This is a genomic window from Thiobacillus sp. SCN 63-57 (genome assembly GCF_001725555.1).
Classification (GTDB): domain Bacteria; phylum Pseudomonadota; class Gammaproteobacteria; order Burkholderiales; family Thiobacillaceae; genus Thiobacillus.
The window spans coordinates 1-19,989 of sequence record NZ_MEGP01000035.1; the positions used below are offsets into that span (position 1 = coordinate 1).

The 19,989-nt window shown below is 63.5% G+C and carries 19 protein-coding genes; 7 read left to right on the forward strand and 12 right to left on the reverse strand.

The genetic code is table 11. The features are described 5' to 3' along the window. Positions 1 to 760: HD-GYP domain-containing protein (locus ABT23_RS12995; RefSeq protein WP_296636067.1), on the forward strand; the 760-nt coding region annotated here is incomplete at its 5' end. 63 nt (positions 761 to 823) lie between these two features. Here ABT23_RS12995 and ABT23_RS13000 read toward each other — a convergent pair. Both ABT23_RS13000 and ppa read right to left on the reverse strand, forming a co-directional pair. Next, the gene (locus tag ABT23_RS13000) at positions 824 to 1,375 is read right to left on the reverse strand and encodes a metallophosphoesterase family protein (protein ID WP_296636070.1); all 552 of its coding nucleotides are present in this window, start codon (positions 1,373 to 1,375) and stop codon (positions 824 to 826) included. Next, entirely contained in the window at positions 1,375 to 1,923 is a 549-nt protein-coding gene (gene ppa / locus ABT23_RS13005; protein WP_296636117.1) for an inorganic diphosphatase, read from the reverse strand. The genes ABT23_RS13000 and ppa overlap by 1 nt, the downstream gene beginning before the upstream one ends. 87 nt (positions 1,924 to 2,010) lie before the next feature. On the opposite strand from ppa, the gene mfd reads away from it, so the two are divergent. The 4 genes from mfd to ABT23_RS13025 all read left to right on the forward strand — a co-directional run bounded on the left by mfd (position 2,011) and on the right by ABT23_RS13025 (position 6,973). Continuing rightward, positions 2,011 to 5,418, forward strand: a complete 3,408-nt coding sequence (gene mfd, locus ABT23_RS13010; RefSeq protein ID WP_296636072.1) for a transcription-repair coupling factor — start codon at positions 2,011 to 2,013, stop codon at positions 5,416 to 5,418. Between the two features lie 8 nt (positions 5,419 to 5,426). Continuing rightward, a complete protein-coding gene (serB, locus tag ABT23_RS13015) occupies positions 5,427 to 6,281 on the forward strand; it encodes a phosphoserine phosphatase SerB (RefSeq protein ID WP_296636076.1) in 855 nt (284 codons plus the stop codon). A 77-nt stretch (positions 6,282 to 6,358) separates the two neighbouring features. Next, positions 6,359 to 6,667 (forward strand): flagellar biosynthesis anti-sigma factor FlgM, encoded by a 309-nt coding sequence (gene flgM, locus ABT23_RS13020; protein WP_296636078.1) that lies wholly within the window; start codon positions 6,359 to 6,361, stop codon positions 6,665 to 6,667. Positions 6,668 to 6,763: 96 nt separating this feature from the next. Next, positions 6,764 to 6,973 (forward strand): cation transporter, encoded by a 210-nt coding sequence (locus ABT23_RS13025; RefSeq protein WP_296636080.1) that lies wholly within the window; start codon positions 6,764 to 6,766, stop codon positions 6,971 to 6,973. A gap of 15 nt (positions 6,974 to 6,988) precedes the next feature. On the opposite strand, the gene ABT23_RS13030 is transcribed toward ABT23_RS13025, so the two are convergent. From ABT23_RS13030 to ABT23_RS13050, 5 genes are all read right to left on the reverse strand, one after another. Next, positions 6,989 to 9,079 carry an EAL domain-containing protein gene (locus ABT23_RS13030; protein ID WP_296636083.1) on the reverse strand — a complete coding sequence of 697 codons (2,091 nt, stop codon included), beginning with the start codon at positions 9,077 to 9,079 and terminating at the stop codon, positions 6,989 to 6,991. Next, positions 9,079 to 9,924, reverse strand: coding sequence for an ABC transporter substrate binding protein (locus ABT23_RS13035; protein WP_296636086.1), 846 nt, complete (start codon positions 9,922 to 9,924; stop codon positions 9,079 to 9,081). Before ABT23_RS13035 ends, ABT23_RS13030 begins: the two co-directional genes overlap by 1 nt. A gap of 107 nt (positions 9,925 to 10,031) precedes the next feature. Continuing rightward, positions 10,032 to 10,736 (reverse strand): DNA polymerase III subunit epsilon, encoded by a 705-nt coding sequence (gene dnaQ, locus ABT23_RS13040; RefSeq protein ID WP_296636088.1) that lies wholly within the window; start codon positions 10,734 to 10,736, stop codon positions 10,032 to 10,034. 11 nt (positions 10,737 to 10,747) lie between these two features. Further along, a complete protein-coding gene (rnhA, locus tag ABT23_RS13045) occupies positions 10,748 to 11,194 on the reverse strand; it encodes a ribonuclease HI (RefSeq protein ID WP_296636091.1) in 447 nt (148 codons plus the stop codon). Then, the gene (locus ABT23_RS13050; RefSeq protein ID WP_296636094.1) at positions 11,184 to 11,921 is read right to left on the reverse strand and encodes a methyltransferase domain-containing protein; all 738 of its coding nucleotides are present in this window, start codon (positions 11,919 to 11,921) and stop codon (positions 11,184 to 11,186) included. Before ABT23_RS13050 ends, rnhA begins: the two co-directional genes overlap by 11 nt. Positions 11,922 to 11,950: 29 nt before the next feature. Between ABT23_RS13050 and gloB the strand changes: the two genes are divergently transcribed. Beyond that, complete coding sequence (gene gloB / locus ABT23_RS13055; protein WP_296636098.1) at positions 11,951 to 12,721, forward strand: hydroxyacylglutathione hydrolase; 771 nt, start codon at positions 11,951 to 11,953, stop codon at positions 12,719 to 12,721. Positions 12,722 to 12,793: 72 nt separating this feature from the next. Beyond that, positions 12,794 to 14,353 (forward strand): LysM peptidoglycan-binding domain-containing protein, encoded by a 1,560-nt coding sequence (locus tag ABT23_RS13060; RefSeq protein ID WP_296636101.1) that lies wholly within the window; start codon positions 12,794 to 12,796, stop codon positions 14,351 to 14,353. 11 nt (positions 14,354 to 14,364) lie between these two features. Here ABT23_RS13060 and ABT23_RS13065 read toward each other — a convergent pair whose 3' ends face one another. The 5 genes from ABT23_RS13065 to ABT23_RS13085 form a co-directional block, all read right to left on the reverse strand. After that, positions 14,365 to 14,562, reverse strand: a complete 198-nt coding sequence (locus ABT23_RS13065) for a hypothetical protein (RefSeq protein ID WP_296636103.1) — start codon at positions 14,560 to 14,562, stop codon at positions 14,365 to 14,367. Positions 14,563 to 14,585: 23 nt separating this feature from the next. Next, positions 14,586 to 16,550, reverse strand: a complete 1,965-nt coding sequence (locus tag ABT23_RS13070; protein WP_296636105.1) for an ABC transporter ATP-binding protein — start codon at positions 16,548 to 16,550, stop codon at positions 14,586 to 14,588. After that, the gene (locus tag ABT23_RS13075) at positions 16,547 to 17,953 is read right to left on the reverse strand and encodes an ABC transporter permease (protein WP_296636107.1); all 1,407 of its coding nucleotides are present in this window, start codon (positions 17,951 to 17,953) and stop codon (positions 16,547 to 16,549) included. The genes ABT23_RS13070 and ABT23_RS13075 overlap by 4 nt, the downstream gene beginning before the upstream one ends. Next, positions 17,950 to 18,927: an ABC transporter permease gene (locus ABT23_RS13080; RefSeq protein WP_296636111.1), complete on the reverse strand. Its 978-nt coding sequence runs from the start codon at positions 18,925 to 18,927 to the stop codon at positions 17,950 to 17,952. The genes ABT23_RS13075 and ABT23_RS13080 overlap by 4 nt, the downstream gene beginning before the upstream one ends. Continuing rightward, the coding region (locus ABT23_RS13085; RefSeq protein ID WP_296636115.1) for an ABC transporter substrate-binding protein at positions 18,927 to 19,989 on the reverse strand (1,063 nt) is incomplete at its 5' end. The genes ABT23_RS13080 and ABT23_RS13085, both read right to left, overlap by 1 nt.

Genomic DNA, 19,989 nt, shown 5'->3' on the forward strand with positions numbered 1-19,989 from the left:
AGCGCGCCTCAAGACCGCCGACGACTACACGTACATGCATTCCGTTGCGGTTTGCGCGCTGATGGTGTCGCTGGCACGTCAACTGGACCTGGATGAAACGAGCGTACGTGAAGCCGGCATGGCTGGCCTGATGCACGATCTGGGCAAGGCCCTGATGCCGATGGACGTACTCAACAAGCCGGGCAGGCTGACCGACGACGAATTCCGTATCATCAAGAGCCACCCAGTCGAAGGTCACCGCCTGTTGATTGAGGGCAACACCGCCAGCGACATCGTGCTCGATGTGTGCCTGCACCATCACGAGAAAGTCGATGGCAGCGGTTACCCTGACCGGCTCTCAAGCGACGAAATCAGTCTCTTCGCCAAGATGGGTGCCGTGTGCGACGTATATGACGCCATCACCTCCAATCGCCCCTACAAGGCGGGCTGGGATCCGGCTGAATCCATCCGGAAAATGACCGAGTGGAGCAAGGGACACTTCGACGAGCACGTCTTTCAGGCCTTCATCAAAAGCATCGGCATCTATCCGGTCGGCTCGCTGGTCAAACTCGCGTCAGGCCGTTTGGCAGTCGTGGTCGAGCAATCAGAAAAATCGCTGCTGGCGCCACGCGTCAAGGTATTCTTCTCGACCAAGTCGCAAACCTACATCGTGCCGGAATTGATCGACCTTTCCCGCCCATCCATCACGGAAAAGATTGTCAGCCGTGAAGACGCGGCCAAATGGGGAATCACGAATCTGGACGAACTCTGGGCAACCTGATCAGGCTTGCCGTCAACCGAACCCCCCGACAACAACCTGGCAGCAAGGCCTCAGGCAGGCTGTCTAGACATGCGGCGTGACGGGCGGCAACACTGAAGCCGGCGCGGCTTCGATCGTGACGATCTCGAACTGCATGGCGGCGAGGTCGGCCATGATATAGGTCGGCGGCGCACCGACACCGCCAACGGTTCCCGGGTTGATCAGCCAGGTGTGGCCGCCCTTGACGTTGGCGACCTGCGCGATGCTGGACTTGTGGTCGTGACCGCAGCACACCAGGTCATAGTCGCCGGTGCAGGCGAGCGCCTGCGCGTAGTGCGGATAATGCACCAGGAACAAATTGCGGTCGGCCAGGGTGAAGGCCGCGTCCTGGCCATGATAGCGGATGACGCTGTTGGGCTCGGCGGCCAGCCGCGTCATGTTGTAGAGGTCGCCGGTGTTGTTACCGTGGATGACATGCACCGGCAGCTCGTATTTCTGCAGCACGCGCAGCGTGGTCGGCGCGACCACGTCGCCGCAGTGCAGCACCGCTTCCGCCCCGTGCGCCTTGGCGTGCTCGACCGCTGCGCCGAGCAGGCGCCGGTTGTCGTGCGAGTCGGAGAGGATGCAGACCTTCATCAGAAAGCGGGTTTGTCCTTGGCGTTGCGATAGCGCTCCACGCCGGCGAGGATCTCAGCGCGGGCGTCGTCGATGCCGACCCAGCCCTCGACCTTGACCCATTTGCCCTGCTCGAGGTCCTTGTAGTGCTCGAAGAAGTGGGCAATCTGCTGCAGCAGCAGCGGCTGCAGGTCCTCGGGCTTGTGGACGCCCTTGTACAGGCCGCACAGCTTGTCGACCGGCACCGCCAGCAGCTTGGCGTCGACGCCGGCTTCGTCGGTCATCTTCAGCATACCGATGGGGCGGCAGCGCACCACCACGCCGGTGATCAGCGGGATCGGAGTGATCACCAGCACGTCGACCGGGTCGCCGTCTTCCGACAGGGTGTGCGGGATGTAGCCGTAGTTGCAGGGATAGTGCATGGCGGTCGACATGAAGCGGTCGACGAACATGGCGCCGGATTCCTTGTCGACTTCGTACTTGATGGGCTCGCCGTGGGCGGGAATTTCGATGATGACATTGAAGTCATCCGGCAGGTTGCGGCCGGAACTGACGCGGTCGAGGCTCATGGTATTCAGGCTGAAAACGGGAAAGCCGGCCATTATACCCGTCCCCCACCGCGCTTCGCTCGCCCGATATAATCACGCTATTTGCGCATGCCGTTCTTCTCCCCCTCCTCCCCGCCTTCCGGCCACCGCCAGTCCGGCCTCGCCGGCGCGGCCGATGCGTTGTATCTGGCCGAACTGGCGCGGCATGCCGCGCCGCTGGCGGTGGTATGCGCGAGTGCGTGGGACGCCAACCGGCTGGCCGAGGAGTTGCGCTGGTTTGACCCGGCATTGCGGGTATGCGCCTTCCCCGACTGGGAAACCCTGCCCTACGACACCTTCTCGCCGCACCCGGACCTGATTTCCGAGCGGCTGGCGACGCTGTACCAGATCTCGCGCGGCGAGTTCGACATCGCCGTGGTGGCGCTCTCGACCGCGCTGTACCGGCTGGCACCGCCAGCCTTTCTCGCCGCCCACACCTTCTTCCTGAAGCAGAAGGACATCCTTGACGAGCCGGCCTTTCGCGCGCAGATGGCGCTGGGCGGCTACACCCATGTGAACCAGGTGTTCGCGCCGGGCGAATTCTCGATCCGCGGCGGACTGATCGACCTGTTCCCCATGGGCAGCGCCCTGCCCTACCGCATCGACCTGTTCGACAACGAGATCGAGACGCTGCGCGCGTTCGACGTCGACACCCAGCGCAGCATCTATCCGGTCAACGAGGTGCGGCTGCTGCCCGCGCGCGAATTCCCGCTCGACGAGGCCGGCATCACCCGCTTCCGCCAGAATTTCCGCGAACGCTTCGAAGGCGATCCGTCCAAGTCCAAGCTCTACAAGGATGTCAGCAACGGTCTGGCGCCGGCCGGCATCGAGTACTACCTGCCGCTGTTCTTCGACGAAACGGCGACGCTGTTCGACTATCTGCCCAGGCACACCCGCTTCGTCAGCCACGGCGCGCTCGACCCGGCAGGGCAGGCGTTCTGGGCCGACGCACAGGGCCGCCATCGCCTGCTGGCGGGCGACAAGGATCGCCCGCTGTTGCCGCCGGCCGAACTGTTCCTGCCGACCGACACCTTCTTCAGCCTGGCCAAGGCCTACGCGCGGCTCGACGTGGAACAGGCCGGCGAGGGGCTGACGCATCCGGTTCCGCCCATTTCGGTGGATCGCCGCGAAGCCCACCCCGTCGCCAAACTGCAGGGATTCATCGATGGCTTCCAGGGGACGACGCTGATCGTCGCGCCCTCGGCCGGACGGCGCGAGACCCTGCACGAATACCTTGCCGAGCACGGACTCGACGCCTCGCTGTGCGAGGGCTGGGCCGACTGCCAGCCGCAGTCCGGCCGCATCCTGCTGAGCCGTGTTTTATTAACCCACGGCCCGCTGGCCGAGGGCTTCGTCACGGCCGACGGCGCGCTCGCCGTCATCACCGAGACCGAGCTCTATGCCATCCCGCCGAAAACCCGTCGCGCCCGCGAGGCCCGCGCGACGCAGATCGACAACCTGCTGCGCGACCTCTCGGAACTCAAGCCCGGCGATCCGGTGGTGCATGCGCAGTACGGCGTCGGCCAGTACCTCGGCCTCATCAACATGGACCTCGGCGACGGCGACACCGAATTCCTGCAACTCGAATACGCCAAGGGCGACAAGCTCTACGTACCGGTCGCCAACCTGCACCTGATCTCGCGCTACAGCGGCGCCGGAGAGGGCGCCGCACCGCTGCACAAGCTGGGCACCGACCAGTGGGAGAAGGCGCGTCGCCGCGCCATGCAGGCCGCGCGCGACACGGCCGCCGAACTGCTGAACCTCTATGCGCTGCGCGCGGCGCGCGAAGGCCACGCATTCAAGTTCTCGCCGCACGACTACGAGGCCTTCGCCGAAGGCTTCGGCTACGAGGAGACCCCCGACCAGGCCGCCGCCATCGCCGCCGTCATGGCCGACATGCAGGCTGGTAAGCCGATGGACCGGCTGGTCTGCGGCGACGTCGGCTTCGGCAAGACCGAGGTCGCGCTGCGTGCTGCCTTCATGGCGGTGATGGGCGGTTACCAGGTGGCGGTGCTGGTGCCGACCACGCTCTTGGCCGAACAGCACTTCAACAATTTTTCCGACCGCTTCTCGGCCTGGCCGGTGAAGCTCGCCGAGCTGTCGCGCTTCCGCACCGCGAAGGAGCAGGCCGAGGCCCTGCAGGCGCTGAAGGACGGCAAGCTCGACATCGTCATCGGCACTCACCGGCTGATCCAGAAGGACGTCAAGTTCGCCCGGCTGGGGCTGGTCATCATGGACGAGGAGCACCGCTTCGGCGTGCGCCAGAAGGAACAGCTGAAGGCGCTGCGCGCCGAGGTGGATGTGCTTACGCTGACCGCCACCCCGATTCCCCGCACGCTGGCGATGTCGCTCGAAGGCATCCGCGACTTTTCGGTCATTGCAACGGCCCCGCAGAAGCGGCTGGCGATCAAAACCTTCGTGCACTCATTTTCCGGTGGGCTGATCCGCGAGGCAGTGCTGCGCGAACTCAAGCGCGGCGGCCAGGTATATTTCCTGCACAATGAAGTCAGCACCATCGAGGCCATGCGCGAACGGCTGGAAAAGCTGCTGCCGGAGGCGCGCATCCGCGTCGGCCACGGCCAGATGGGCGAGCGCGAACTGGAACAGGTAGTGCGCGATTTCTACCAGCAGCGCTACGACATTCTGCTGTGCACCACCATCATCGAGACCGGCATCGACATCCCGACCGCCAACACCATCCTGATCAACCGCGCCGACAAATTCGGCCTGGCACAACTGCATCAGCTTCGCGGCCGGGTCGGGCGCTCGCACCACCAGGCCTTCGCCTACCTGCTGGTGGAGGAAGACCGCACCCTCACGCCGCAGGCGAAGAAACGCCTGGAAGCGATTCAATTGATGGAGGAACTGGGCTCGGGCTTCCATCTCGCCATGCAGGACCTGGAAATCCGTGGCGCCGGCGAGGTGCTGGGTGAGAAGCAGAGCGGCGAAATCCTTGAGGTCGGCTTCTCGCTCTACAACGACATGCTGGCCGGCGCGGTGTCCAGCCTGAAGGCCGGCAAGGAACCCGACATGAACCAGCCGCTGGGGGTGGTGTCGGAAATCAACCTGCATCTGCCCGCGCTGCTGCCGGTGGACTACTGCCCCGACGTCCACGAGCGGCTGGTACTGTACAAGCGGCTGGCGAGCGTGCACGACGCGGAGGCGCTCACCCAGTTGCAGGAGGAACTGGTCGACCGTTTCGGCCAGCTGCCCGATCCGGCGCGTGCGCTGCTCGACACCCACCGCCTGCGGCTGGCCGCCAGGCCGCTCGGCATCATGAAGGTGGACGCCAACGCGGACAGCATCCTGCTGCAGTTCGTGCCGCAGCCGCCGATCGACCCGGGCCGCATCATCCAGCTTATCCAGAGCCGGCGCGATATCAAGCTGGCGGGCGAGAACCGCCTGCGCTGGACTGCCAATTCGTCCGTCGAAGCACGCGCCGCCAACGTCATTACCCTGTTCAATTTACTGAAATAGCACACCGCATGAATCTGATCGTCCAGGGACGCGACATCCCCACGCCTAGCCTCAAACAGCTCGCCAAACTGACCGGCGCCACGGCCATCGAGGCTGTTTCGCTCACCGCGTTCCGGCTGGTGGCCGCCGACGACCGGCCGCATGCCGAGGTCGCCGCGTTTTGCGAGGAAAATTCTCTCGACTGCGGCTGGGTGCCGGCCGGACGGCACATCGACGACTTCGGCCTCTTGGTGATGGACATGGACTCGACCCTCATCACCATCGAGTGCATCGACGAGATTGCCGACATGCAGGGGCTGAAACCCCAGGTCTCGGCCATCACCGAAGCGGCCATGCGCGGCGAAATCGATTTTGCCGAGAGCCTGCGCCGCCGGGTGTCGTTGCTGGCCGGGCTCGACCAGTCGGCCCTGCAGCGCGTCTATGACGAGCGCCTACAGTTGTCGCCGGGGGCGGAAACCCTGTTGGCGGCAATTCGCGCCGCCGGAATCCGGACCCTGCTGGTGTCAGGGGGATTCACTTTCTTTACCGAACGGCTGCAATCCCGGCTGGGGCTGGACTACACCGCCGCCAACACGCTGGAGGTGGCCGACGGCAAACTGACCGGCCGTGTCCTCGGCGACATCGTCGACGCCCAGGGCAAGGCCGATTGGCTCAATCGCGTGCGCATCGAGCTGGGCCTGGATCGCGGACAGGTCATTGCCATGGGCGATGGTGCCAACGACCTGAAAATGATGGCCGAAGCCGGCATCAGCATTGCCTACCGCGCGAAGCCCGTTGTACGCGCCCAGGCCGCTTACGCACTGAATCAGGTGGGTCTGGACGGCCTGATCCCGCTGCTGGGCGAAAATGGACGCAGTGGCTAAAGAAAATCTGCGGGCCGCCGATAAACCATTGAGTGCCCAATCAGTCATAAGATCGACCCCCGCGACCAGGAATCCCCGTGAAAATCGACAAGCGCATCACCCCGCCCGCCGCCAGCAAAGTGTCTTCAGCCAAGGGCAAAGGTGCCGGCAAAACCTCAGCCCCCACCGCTGGCAGCGGCGATTCGCTGACTTTGACCGAGTCCAGCACCCGCATCCGCTCGCTCGAGTCCCAGCTGGCATCGGTCGACGTCACCGATGCGGGCAAAGTTGAATCGGTCAAGGCCGCACTGGCCAACGGGACCTTTGCGGTCGACGCCGAGGTGGTGGCCGACCGCCTGATCGACCATACTAAGGAAACCCTGCGCAAGCGCCCGCGCAAGAAGTGATTTCCGCCCCCATCGCAAGCCCGCGGACGCAATCCGCGGGCTTTTGCTTTTCAACTGGAATAAAATCGTGCCCTGAAACTTCTTTTGGGGTAGCGCATGAACGAAATCGTTTTATCCGTGACCGGCATGACCTGCGGCGGCTGCGTCAACAGTGTCACCAAGGTGTTGACAGCCCTGCCGGGTGTGCAAACTGCGGTTGTCACGTTGACGCCGGGCCAGGCACGGGTGACATACGATCCCGCCCGCGTTGAGCGCGCCGCCATGGTGCAGGCCATCGTCGACGCAGGCTTCGGAGTGAGCGACTGAACTGACCATCGCGCTTCAGGTCTGGCCGCACAGGTTTTCCAGCGGCTCGGGCTGATGAATTCCGTTGCCTTGCACGTAATCCACCCCCATCTGCCGCAATAACGCCAGGATCTGATCCGATTCGACGTATTCAGCCACGGTTCTCAGGTTCATCTGGTGGCCGATGCGATGAATCGCCTCGACCATGGAGCGATCAATGGCATTGTTGGCGATATCGCGCACGAATGCGCCATCGATCTTGAGGTAATCCACGTTCAGGTTCTTCAGGTAGGTGAAGGACGACAGGCCGCTGCCGAAATCGTCCAGCGCGAAGCTGCAGCCGAACGCACGCATGGCCTCGATAAACTCGTTGACGACGGCAAGGTTGCCGATGGCAGCCGTTTCGGTGATCTCGAAACACAGATGCGGGCCGAAGGCCGGATTCTCGTCAAGACTTGCCAGCAGCATGCGGCGGAATGCCGGGTCCTTCAACGACGCCCCCGACAGGTTGACCGCAAACAGGCAATTCCGCTCGCGTTTGCTCGCCAGATAACGCTGGCACAGACGCAGCGTCTCCTCGATCACCCAACTGTCGATGGCCGGCATGATGGAATAACGCTCCGCTGCCGGAATGAATGCCATCGGCAGGATTTCGCTGCCATCCTCGTCGATCATCCGCAGCAATAATTCGACATGACGGACCGACTCCACGACGCCGTCGGCGCGGCGGATCTCCTGCCACGACAGACGCAGGCGGTGCTCTTCCAGTGCACGCTGGATCCGCGTCACCCATTGCATTTCCCCACGGTGGCGCACCAGGTCTGAGTCGCGGCTCTCGTACAGGTGAATCTGGTTGCGTCCGCGATCCTTGGCCACATAGCACGCCGCGTCAGCCGCCGACATCAGGTTTGCCGCAGTGCCGCTGTCGGCATTGATCGCCACCATGCCCACGCTCATGCCAACCGAGAAAATGCGATCCCCCCATTTGAAGCGGAAACGCTGTACCTCGGCGCGGAAGGTATCTGCCACTTCCAACGCATCCGGAATGCTGCAGTTTTCCAGTAACAGCGCGAATTCGTCGCCCCCCAGGCGAGCCAGGGTATCGCGTTCGCGCAGATTGCCTTTCAGCAACAGCGCCAGCTGGCGCAGCAATTCGTCGCCCGCGGCATGGCCGCAGGAATCGTTGATCACCTTGAACTGGTCGAGATCCATGTAGCACAGCGCATGTTCGCGGCCTTGCTGCAGAGCCGTCAACAGCGTGCGCTCGAGGCGCTGCTCGAACTCGCGGCGGTTGATCAGCCCGGTCAGCGCATCGTGGCTGGCCTGATAAATCAGGCGCGCCGTGGCCCGATCGATCTTCTCCTGCATCTGGTCCTGCATGGCCTGCAGATGGGCGGCCATGTGATTGACGCCGCGCTGCAACACCCCCAGCTCGACCTGCCCGCTCGTGTCAACCCGTTCGTCCAGATGCCCCTCGCCGATACGGCTGACCGTATGGGTCAAGGACAGGATCGGCCGGGTAATCTGGCGACCGATGCGCCAGGCCAGATACAGGCTGACGCCCAGACCGACCAGCAGGATCGCCAGGCTGCGCAGGATGGACTCGCGCTGGCTTCGAATGGTGGCACTACGCGACACGTCCAGGCCCACCCAGCCCAGCAGCCGGGTCTGGGCCCCCTTCGCTGCAGCCCGGCCGCCCGGATTGAAGTCGTCGACCGCCACCTCGGTACGCGTGATCGGCGCGTAATAGACCAGCCGGTCCTTGTATTCAATCTGGTAGATATGGTCGGTCGGCATGCGTTTTTCCAACGGATTCGCCCACACTCCCAGACCGAACTGGGCCAGCCATTGGCCGTTTTCGGAGAACACCGCCACGCCGCGCACGTCCGGCTCGATCGCCGCTTTTTCGAGCAGCGTCTGCAGCACTTCGATATTGCCCGAGGCGACGCCATACTCGGCCGCTGGCGCCAGCTGACGCGCAATGGCCAGGGCGCGGGTGCGCAGAGACTGGTCGAGATCATCGATTTTTCCCGTGATGAGCTGGAACATCAGCAGGACACCGATGATGGCTACCGGCACAATGGCCAGTCCGATGACACGCCCCCGTATTCCCAGCGACCGTGCCATCAGTTTCTCCCCTCCAAACGCTTTTCCAGATCGGCTTCGGGCGGCAGGATGAATCCGAGCGAACGCGCCACCTGATCATTGATCGAAACGCTGAAATAACTGGGGTAGGCAGGGGGCGGCAGGCGTACCGTTCCTCCCTGCATGGCGCTGCTGATCCATTCGGCGGCCTGACGGCCGATTTGCGCCGGGCTGGAATGCAAAGACAGAAGCGCGCCTGCCCGTGTCAGCGAACGCGAATAACCCAATACCGGATCGCGGTAGCGGTAGGAGGTCAGGAAAAGGCTTTGTGCCGTGTTGCGGTTGAACACCAGCGGATCCGGCAGTGCCAGCAGCAAATCGGCTTCCGTCAAGACCGCTTCCAGCGGGGTGATCAGGCGTTCATCCGGCGTCAGCGTGGCATAGACCAGACTGAGCCCCTGTGCGCGCAATGCACTGTCCAACTCGTTCACCATGCTGCTCTGCTCGGCGCTCAATAACACGCCCACGCGCCGCACGTCCGGCAAGGCCAGACGGATCAGGAGTGCCTGGCGCTCGAAGGGCTGATCGAGGTAAATGGCCGACAGGCCGCGACGGCTGCTGCTTCCCAGGCGCGCACGCCCTGTCTTGAGATACCACGATCGCGGTACCAGAATCGCCAGCACAGGGGGGCGCTCGGGCAGTGCGGCCAGTGCCTCTGCCGCGCCCACGCCGACGGCCACGACGAGGCGAGCATCGTTCAGCGCAGCGGGTGTCAATCCCTCGGCATATACCCGGACAGCCTCATGCGGGGTATCGTCGAGATAGGCACGGATGACCTGATACACCTCCTGGTAAGGTGTCGCATCGTCGCTCAGTAACACTGCCACCCGGGCTGCAACAGCCTGAGACGACACGATGGCAAGGCAGACGCACGCCACCCCCAGTCGAACGATACGCTGGAGCGCACGCCATCTGGTCGCCCGCCCGGGAAACGTCAAATCCCCTCCTGCCCTTCAGCCCACAGGCATGCCCCTTTGCTTTCCCCGGCGATGGCTTCGAGCAGGCGTGCGTGTGCAGCCAACTCTTCGCTGCTCGCCTGCAACAGAATGGGCTTGGGACGTACCCGCGCGGCAGCTTGGGCAGCCCGTTCGCCGCGCACTTCCAGCCCGATCGACAAGCTTTCCTGGCCGCGCGTCAGTGCCAGGTAAACCGCTGCCAGCAACTCGCAGTCGAGCAAGGCGCCGTGCAGCGTACGCGCGGTATTGTCGACGCCATAGCGTTTGCACAAGGCGTCCAGATTGTTGCGCTGACCGGGATGCAGGGCCTTGGCCATCGCCAGCGTGTCGGTCACGCCGTCGCACCAGGTGGTCAGCAGCGGCATTTCGAGCAAGCGCAGTTCCATGTTGAGGAAGCCGACATCGAAAGGGGCGTTGTGGATAATGAGTTCAGCGCCCCGGATGAAATCGACGAACTCCTGCGCGATATCGGCGAAACGCGGTTTGTCCTGCAGGAATTCCGGCGTGATGCCGTGCACCTGCATGGCGCCAGCGTCGATGTCGCGATCCGGGTTCACATAACGGTGCAGATGGTTGCCGGTGAGCCGGCGGTTGACCATTTCAACGGCCGCCACCTCGATGATGCGATGGCCCTGGTTGGGATCGAGGCCGGTGGTTTCAGTATCGAGAATGATTTGCCGCATGATTTCGATGTTCAGTGTTGTTGTGCCTGCAGCACGCCCAGATTGGCCAGTGCATCGGCGCGTTCGTTCTCGGGATGGCCCGCATGGCCGCGTACCCATTTCCATTCGATGCGATGCAGCTGGCTCAACGCATCCAGTTGCAGCCACAGGTCCTGGTTTTTCACCGGCTTGCCGTCGGCGGTACGCCAATTGCGCCGCTTCCAGCCCGGCATCCATTCGCTGATGCCTTTTTGCACGTATTGCGAATCGGTATGGACTTCGACCGTGGAGGGCCGCTTCAACGATTCCAGCGCCCGGATCACCGCGGTCATTTCCATGCGGTTGTTGGTGGTGTTGGCCTCGCCGCCGCTGATCTCCTTGCGGTGTCCCCCCGCCACCAGCAGGGCGCCCCAGCCGCCGACGCCCGGATTGCCCTTGCAGGCGCCATCGCTGTAGATATAAATGGTGTCAGCGTTCACGACGGACCCGATACTGTTTGAGATTGACCACCTTGGCCGCGGGCGACAGCAGGCGCTGCGCCACCGGCGTCGTCCACTGCGGCAGGATGATGTTCATGCCCTGCACCCGCTTGACCGCCTGCAGGAAATAGACGCCGCCGCCCATGGCCCACCAGCGGTCGCCGGCCGGCTCCATGAAACGCAGACGGCGCAGCCAGTTCTCGCGGTTGACCGGCGGACGGTAGCAGCACATGCTGCCCGCCGCCACCTCGAGCCCCAGCAACACCATCCAGTCCTTCACCCGCGAAATGTTGAGGAAGCTGCCGTTCCACGGATAACCGCGTTCGCCGCCCTGCAGCTTGCGCGCCAGTCCCCACAGGCTGCGCGGGTTGAAGCCGGCCAGCACCAGGCGGCCTTCCGGACGCAGCACCCGCTCCGCCTCTCGCAGCACCTGGTGCGGATTGGAACTGAATTCCAGCACGTGGGGCAACAGCAACAGGTCGAGCGACTGACTCTCGAACGGCAGGAACATGGGATCGGCCTGCACCCGTCCGGGGGCTTCGACCGCACATGTCACACGCAGCGGGATCCGGCTGTTGCGCAGGAAATCGATCTGCGGCAGGCCAACCTGCACCGCATTGAAGCCGAACACATCCGACACGGCCTGGTCGAAATAGCGTTGCTCCCGAAACAGCAAGTGCTGTCCGAGCGGCGTTTCAAACCATCCTGCATTCAGCTTGGATAACATAGTCGTTTCTCCCGCCAGGTTGCCCCATCATGTTGACTCTCATTCCCCTGCCCGCGTTCGAGGACAATTACATCTGGATCTGGCACGACGACCATCATGCCGTCGCTGTCGACCCGGGCGATCCCGTTCCGTTGATCGCCTACCTCGATGCACGCCACCTCGCTCTGACCGCCATTCTGATCACCCATCATCATCGCGACCATACTGGCGGCAACGTCCTGCTGCGTCAACGCTATAACTGCCCCGTCTATGCGCCGGACAACCCGCGCATTCCGGCGGTAACCCACGTCCTGCACGGTGGCGATTCGGTCGATATCGCCAAACCGTTTTTACATTTCGACGTGCTGGCCACCCCGGGCCACACGCTCGACCACATCAGCTATGTCGGCCACGACAGCCTGTTTTGCGGCGACACCGTGTTCGGATGCGGATGCGGGAAACTGTTCGAAGGCAGCCCCGCGATCATGGCTGCCAGCCTCGATGCCATTCTAGCGCTGCCCGATACTACCCGGGTCTGCTGTGCGCACGAATACACCCTGAGCAATATTGACTTTGCCAAAACCATCGACGGCGCCAATCCGGCGCTGCTTGAACGCGAGCGTGCCGATCGTGCCCTGCGCGCCCGCAATGTGCCCACGTTGCCTTCGACCCTGCAGCTGGAGAAACGCACCAATCCCTTCCTGCGTTTCCACGACCCTGACATGACGGCCTTCGCGAGTCGCTATCTGGATCGACCGCACCCCACGCCCGCCGAGGTATTCGGCGCGATCCGGGCAGCCAAGGATGCGTGGGACGGTTGACCGTCCCCATCCTGCCACTTACGATGGAGCCCTGTTGAGTACGGGAAACCGACTTGCCCGGAATCAAATTAATTGGCCGAATTCAAAATAAATCTGCTCAGTCTGGCCGTCCTTGCGGTGTTCGCTTCCCTGCCGGTGCACGCGGCGGAACCCGGCGCCGGCATCCAGACACTGGAGTGGAACAGCAATACCGACGACGACCCGTCCTCCGATCACGTATCCCCCACTGAAGCCGCCAGCCCGGACGACGTCTGGCAGCGCATCCGCAGCGGGTTCAAGATCGACGACGATGCGGCACGCAACCCGCTCGTGGCCGATCACGAAGCCTGGTACGCAGCACGGCCGGATTACGTGCGCCGCATGCTCGATCGGTCCCGCCGCTACCTGTTCCATATCGTCCAGGAAGTCGACCGCCGTGCAATGCCGATGGAAATCGCCTTGCTGCCAATGGTCGAAAGTGCGTTCAATCCCATGGCGGAATCGCCTTCCGCAGCCTCCGGCATCTGGCAGTTCATTCCGTCCACCGGCCGGCTCTATGGACTCAGGCAGGATACCTGGTACGACGGCCGCCGCGATTTCACCGCCGCCACCGAGGCCGCGCTCGATTACCTGGGCAAGCTCTATCTCGATTTCGGCGACTGGGAACTGGCGCTCGCTGCGTACAACTGCGGGGAAGGTTGCGTCGCCCGCGCCATCGAGAAGAATGTCCAGCAAGGTTTGCCAACCAATTACGCCAGCCTGCCGCTGCCCAGCGAGACCCGGCATTATGTCCCCAAACTTCTTGCCATCAGGAACCTGATCAGCAATCCCGCACGCTATGGCATCGCCATCGACACGCTGCCCAACCAGCCCTATTTCAAGCAGGTTACCGTTCCCTCCGCCAGTATGGACATCCGCTCCGCTGCGCGACTGGCGGGCATGAGTAGCGATGAATTCGCCGCGTTGAACGCGGCCTTCCCACGCAAGCTCATCCGCTCGGCCGGACCGGTCAACTTGCTGGTGCCGGTCGCCAAGACCGACACCTTCCAGCGCAATCTGGAAACCGGAAGCTGGGATTCCTGGCAGCCCTACCCTGCGCAAAAAGGCGAACGTCCCGAGACCATTGCCAGACGCCTCGGCGTCAGTCTTGCCAGCCTCGAAGAACACAACCAGTTCCATCTGAAGCGCGGCAAGCTGGTGCGCGAGCAGGTCATTCTGGTGCCGGTCAGGAAACGGGGCATGGCAGCCGCAAGCGCCGAGAGCCCCTTGCCTGCCGTATCCAATCCGACCCAGCTCGTGGTGCAGCGGGGCGACACCCTATACAGCATTGCCCGACACTACGGTCTGACCGTCGCCGAACTCGGCGACGCCAACCCCGGCCTTGACGGCCGGCTCACGGCCGGCCAGACCCTGCGCCTGCCGTCCACGCAACCGGTCCAGATGACGGCGTCCCTCCAATCCGCCGCCTACTCCGCCACCCGCATCGCGAAACCCGCCATCCCGAGCCGGTATATCGTTCAGACTGGCGACACCCTGAGCGCCATCGCCCGACGTTTCGACATCAGCCTGGCGGATTTCAGGCTGTGGAATCCTGCTTTCAGGAAACACAGCACGGTCCGCGCGGGTCAGACAGTCATCGTCAGGGCGCCCTGAGAATCGTCGGCTCAGTCCGATGCAGGCGGTTCGTCGGACTTGTCCGACATCAACAGCGCCACCCCGATCGCAGCCAGCACCATCCACATCACGGCGGCCCAGATGCCCAGCGCATTGGAGAGCGGCCCCATGAACATCAGGGTAAGCATCGCCACGGCCAGGACGCCGTTGCCAAGCCAGAAATTTCGACTGTGTTTGCTGCTGCTCAATTGATACTCCGTCTCCAGAAAACTTAATCCTGCGCTGCCACCCAGTGGCACCGCACCCAATGTCCCCCGCCCAGATCGGTTCGCGCCGGATAGGTTTGCCGGCACACGGCGCTGGCGTGCGGACAACGCGGATGGAAATGGCAGCCGACCGGCGGATTGAGCGGCGAAGGCTGGTCGCCAGCCAGGCGAACGATAGTCTGCCCGGTGTGCGGCTCGATGCGCGGCACCGCACTAACCAGCGCTTGCGTATAAGGGTGGCGTGGCGTGCGCAACACCGCACCGGCCCGACCTTGCTCGACGATACGTCCGAGGTACATCACCGCCACATCGTGCGCCAGATATTCCACCACGGCGAGATTGTGCGTGATGAACAGATAGGCCAGGCCGAGATCGGCCTGCAGGTCCTTCAGCAGATTCAGTATCTGCGCCTGCACCGACACGTCGAGCGCACTGGTCGGCTCGTCGCAGATCACCAGCCGCGGCGACACGGCAAGCGCCCGTGCGATCGCAATGCGCTGCCGCTGCCCGCCTGAGAATGCATGGGGATAACGGCCGCCTGCATCGTCCGGCAAGCCGACCTGATTCAACAGCCGAGCCACGGCACCGCGCCGTTCGCCGCGCGCGCCAACACCCAGCGCGTCCATGCCCTCGAGCAGGGTGTCCACTACCCGCATACGCGGATTGAGCGAACTGAACGGATCCTGGAATACCATCTGAGCCTGCCGTCGCAGCGCAGGTGCATTCTTCGCGGTGATGGTCTCGCCGCCCAGCATGATGGTGCCCGCCGTCGGCTCGATCAGCCGCAGCAAGGCCTTGCCCACCGTCGTCTTGCCGCAGCCCGATTCACCCACCAGTGCCAGCGTGCGGCCGGCCTGGATCGTCAGGTCCACGTCATCGACGGCGCGCACGTGTCCTACCGTACGCTGGATCAAGCCGCGCCGGATCGGGAAAAACACCTTCAACCCTTCCACCTGCAGAAGCGGCTGCGGGGGATGTTCCGCCACGGGATGGGCGACACGTTCGCGCACGCTGCCCGCCGGCAAGCTGCCCGCCAGATGGCAGCGCACTCGCTGTCCATCCAATTCCTGCCAGCCGGGCGACTCCGCGCGGCAACGTGCGATGGCAAACGGACAGCGCGGTGCGAACCGACATCCGCGTAAATGCGCGTCAAGCCGGGGCACTTGGCCGGCGATCGTGGTCAACCGCCCGGCATCGCCCGTTCGCGGCAAGGCCTCGAACAGCATGCGACTGTAGGGATGCTGCGGCGCCGTGAAGAAGGCGTCGCGCGTACCCTCCTCCAGCAATTCGCCGGCATACATCACCCCCACGCGATCGGCGTTCTCGGCCACCACGCCGAGATCGTGCGTGATCAGCAGCATGCCCATCCGGCGTGTCGCACGCAGATTGCGCAATACGTCGAGCACCTGGGCCTGGATGGTCACGTCCAGTGCCGTCGTCGGCTCATCGGCGATGAGCAGGCTGGGCTCGCCCGCCAGGGCCATGGCGATCATCATTCGCTGGCGTAACCCGCCCGAAAGTTCGAACGGATAGCTATCGAGCCGCCGCGCCGCGTCCGGCACGCCCACCGAATCGAGCAGTGCGCGCGCAGCGTCGCGCGCAGCCTGTCCGCCGAGCCCCCGATGCAAGGACAACGCCTCGCCGATCTGGTCGCCCACCTTGATGACGGGATTCAGCGCCAGCATCGGTTCCTGAAACACCATCGCCATCTGCCCGCCGCGCACACGCCGCATGTCGCGTTCGGTCAGTGCCATTACATCGGTTTCGCCCAGTTGCACGTGACCCGACAGGATGCGCCCGCCATCCGGCAACAGCCGCATCAGCGACAGGGCGGTCATCGATTTGCCACATCCAGACTCCCCCAGCAAAGCGTAGGTCTCGCCGGCATCAACGTGGAACGACACGCCATCGACTACGCGCGCAGTGCCGATCCCGGTAACGAGGTTTTCCACCTGCAGCAAGGGTTTCACCGACGACCCTCCAGGCGCGGGTCGAATGCGTCGCGCACGCCGTCGGCAAACAGATTGGCGGCCAGCACCAAGGCGAACATGAAGACGAACGCCGCGCCCAGCTGCCACCAGACGACAGGTTCGCGCGCCAGTTCGAGACGCGCGCCGTTGATCATGTTGCCCCAGCTATACATGGTGGGATCGACACCGACCCCGACATAGGAGAGCACGGCCTCGGCCAGCACCAGGCCCGAGAAGTCCAGTACGATCGCAATCAGCACGAGGTGGAATACGTTGGGGAAAATGTGGCGGCTGATGATGCGTGCGTGCGAGACGCCGAACGCCCGCGCCGCCTCGACGTAATCGAGCGTACGCAGCTTGAGCGATTCGCCGCGCAGCAGGCGCGCCAGGCCGGTCCAGCTGGTCACACCCATGATGACACACAAGGCCAGCAGGCGGATGTCGGCGCGCGCCGCCGCAGTATCGAACAGATCGGGATGGGCCTCGATGGCGACCTGTACGATGAGTACCGCTGCCGCGATCAGCAGCACGCCTGGAATTGAATTCAGCACGGTGTAGACATACTGGATGACGTCGTCCACCCAGCCCCGGAAATACCCTGCCGCAATCCCCAGCATGATCGCGAGCGGCAGGGTGACGAGCGTGGTGAGCGTGCCGATCACCAGACCGGTGCGGATGCTCTTGAGGCTGATGTAGAGCACATCCTGTCCGACCTTGTCGGTACCGAAGACGTGATAGGCCGCGGCGAGATGGACCGTCACCGACCCCAGCAGAAAGAGCAGCGCCAGGGTCAGGACGACCGTCCGTCCAGGCCATCCGAGGTAGCCGCCTCCCCAGGCGGTCAGCCACTTACCGAAAACCATGTGGCGATGGCGCGCCTGCCAGGCGGCGAGCAGACCGAACAGCAACAGGCTGGCCGCCAGCCCTTGCGCCAGGCCGACGAGGATGCGCCGGGCAATATCCGGCACGCGTTCGTCGACCTGTTTCAGGTGCGCGCCGCCGTATTTCAGGCGCGGGTAATCCCGCACGGTGGCGCCATCGCGCTCGACGAATTCCTTGGCGTACAACTGCATCGCCAGCGGCGCGGAATAGGTTTTCTCCTGCTGCGTGCGCAGCGGTCCCACCAGCGCATCGAATACGGAAAGCACTTCGACCGAATACTGCGGCCGGCCGGGCGGGCTGTCGGGCAGTGCTTCACGGTAATGCAGCGAATCGAGCAAGCCGATCACCACGAACACAGTCAGAACCAGTGCGGCGCCCATCGCCATGGGGCGCCGTGCCACGGCCGCCCACGGCGCGCGCAGGTGCGCATGACGACGGATGAACCACACCAGCCCCAGCACCGCCGCCAGCAGCGCGAAAATCAGCGCATCGGTCCACAAGATGACAGGCTGGACGCTCATTGCAGCCGTACCCGCGGGTCCGCCCACGAATAGGAAATGTCGGTGAGGATCAGCCCGACGATATACAGAAACGACCCCAGGAACACCATCGCACGCACCACCGAGAAATCCTGCGCCTGGATCGCGTCGATCGTGTAGCTGCCGAGCCCCGGAATGCCGAAGAAGGATTCGGTGATGAGGCTGCCCATGAACAGCAGCGGCAACACCACCACCGCGCCGGTCAGGATCGGGATCATGCCGTTCTTCAGCACGTGGCGGAACAATACCCGAACCTCGGACAGGCCCTTGGCACGTGCGGTACGGACGTAGTCCTTGCCGATCTCCTCGAGAAAAATCGTTCGGTACCAGCGCGATCCACTACCGATGCCCGCCACCACTCCGACCAGCACCGGCAGCAGGATGAACCGGAAGCCGTCGATTCCACCCGCATAGCCCGAGATCGGCAGCAGGTTCCACAGCTTGGCGATGAAATACTGCCCCGTGATGATGTAGAACAGGAATGAAATCGACATCAGTACCACGCACAGCACCACGCCCCACAAATCGAGATAGGTGGTACGGAAGAACACCATCAGCAAGGCAAAGGTGATATTGACCAGGAGGCCGATCACGAACACCGGCAGCGCGATCGCCAGGCTCGGCCACATGCGGGTGCGGATTTCGTTGCTGATGTTGCGGCCGTCGTCCCCATTTCCGAACTTGAACGCGAACATCGACACCGAATGCTGGAAGAAGATCGTGTCGGTGAACCGCGCGCTGCCGCTCGCCTGGGCGTTCAGCAGCAGCGGCTTGTCGTAGCCGTGTTCGACCTTCCAGCGCTCGATCGCATCCTGCGTCACGTGCTTGGCGCCCAGCTGCAGCCGCGCCATGTCGTCCGGCGTATTGACGACGAAGAACAGGGCGAAGGTCAGCAGGTTGACCCCGATCAGGATCGGGATCGCATAGAGGAGACGGCGCAGGATGTAGGCGAACATCAGGCGGTCGTCCTTTCGCGCCGGCGCCAGACGACCACTGCCGGCGCAATGAGTGCAACCACGCCGCCGACCAGCAGCAGGATCGGCCACAGCACGGGACGGTTCCATTCTGCACGCCGGGCGGCACGCAGATCCGGGTCGATACGCCGGTACTTGAGCGTATTGTTGGCCATCAGGTTGGGCTTGACGTTATGGACCCAATCATGGCGCAAGCCGAAGGATTTTGGATAGTAGGCAAAAATCCAGGGGGCATCGCGGCGCACGATCTCGAGCATGTCGTCGATCACCTGCTCGCGCTCGGGGCCGTTGTCCATGTCCTTCATGCGCTCGAACAGGCGGTTGAATTCCGGATTGTCGTAGTTGGCGGCGTTCTCGCCACCAGTGGCCACTTTCTTGTTCGGCCCATACAGCAGGAAGAAAAAGTTTTCCGGATCCGGGTAATCGGCATTCCAGCCCCATTCGAACAATTGGGCATTGCCCTTGCGCATCTTGTCCTGGAAGCGGTTGTAATCGGTGCCGCGTACGACCAGCTGCACATTGAGCTTGTCGAGCTGCTTCTTCATCCAGTCGAGCCGCGACTTGGTATCGGGGCCGCTTGCCATGGTGTCGAAGTAGAGCACCAGCTTTTTCGCCATCTCGATGGAATGTCTCACGATCTTGCCGCCATGCGCCTCGTACACATACGGATTCAGCCCTGCCACGCCGTCGACGTATCCGAACAGCCCGGGTGGGATCGGCCCCTGTGCCGGAATACCGCGGCCGTTCAGGAAAATGGAAATGAATTCGTCGTAGTCGAACGCGATGGAAATTGCCTGCCTCAGCTTGCGGCGATCCTCCCCCTGGCCGCCCACCACCGGATCGAGCATGTTGAAGCCCACGTACCAGATCGAAGCCGCTACCGCAGTAACGAGATGGATACCCTTCTCGCGCATGCTGTCGGTCAACCGCGGATCCCCCCCCGCCGAGAACTGCACGGCCTGGTCGAAGCTGTCCGAGCTGATGCCGGAACTGTCGTAATAGCCCTGCAGAAACTTGCTCCAGTAAGGGATGGTTTCCTTTTCC

What these genes read in the sequence shown, in the direction of transcription:
- gloB (WP_296636098.1), top strand. Translation starts at nt 11,951, where the DNA reads ATGTTGACTCTCATTCCCCTGCCCGCGTTCGAGGACAATTACATCTGG.
- ABT23_RS13075 (WP_296636107.1), bottom strand. Translation starts at nt 17,953, where the DNA reads ATGAGCGTCCAGCCTGTCATCTTGTGGACCGATGCGCTGATTTTCGCG.
- serB (WP_296636076.1), top strand. Translation starts at nt 5,427, where the DNA reads ATGAATCTGATCGTCCAGGGACGCGACATCCCCACGCCTAGCCTCAAA.
- ABT23_RS13080 (WP_296636111.1), bottom strand. Translation starts at nt 18,927, where the DNA reads ATGTTCGCCTACATCCTGCGCCGTCTCCTCTATGCGATCCCGATCCTG.
- ABT23_RS13025 (WP_296636080.1), top strand. Translation starts at nt 6,764, where the DNA reads ATGAACGAAATCGTTTTATCCGTGACCGGCATGACCTGCGGCGGCTGC.
- ABT23_RS13050 (WP_296636094.1), bottom strand. Translation starts at nt 11,921, where the DNA reads ATGTTATCCAAGCTGAATGCAGGATGGTTTGAAACGCCGCTCGGACAG.
- ABT23_RS13030 (WP_296636083.1), bottom strand. Translation starts at nt 9,079, where the DNA reads ATGGCACGGTCGCTGGGAATACGGGGGCGTGTCATCGGACTGGCCATT.
- mfd (WP_296636072.1), top strand. Translation starts at nt 2,011, where the DNA reads ATGCCGTTCTTCTCCCCCTCCTCCCCGCCTTCCGGCCACCGCCAGTCC.
- ppa (WP_296636117.1), bottom strand. Translation starts at nt 1,923, where the DNA reads ATGAGCCTCGACCGCGTCAGTTCCGGCCGCAACCTGCCGGATGACTTC.
- dnaQ (WP_296636088.1), bottom strand. Translation starts at nt 10,736, where the DNA reads ATGCGGCAAATCATTCTCGATACTGAAACCACCGGCCTCGATCCCAAC.
- ABT23_RS13000 (WP_296636070.1), bottom strand. Translation starts at nt 1,375, where the DNA reads ATGAAGGTCTGCATCCTCTCCGACTCGCACGACAACCGGCGCCTGCTC.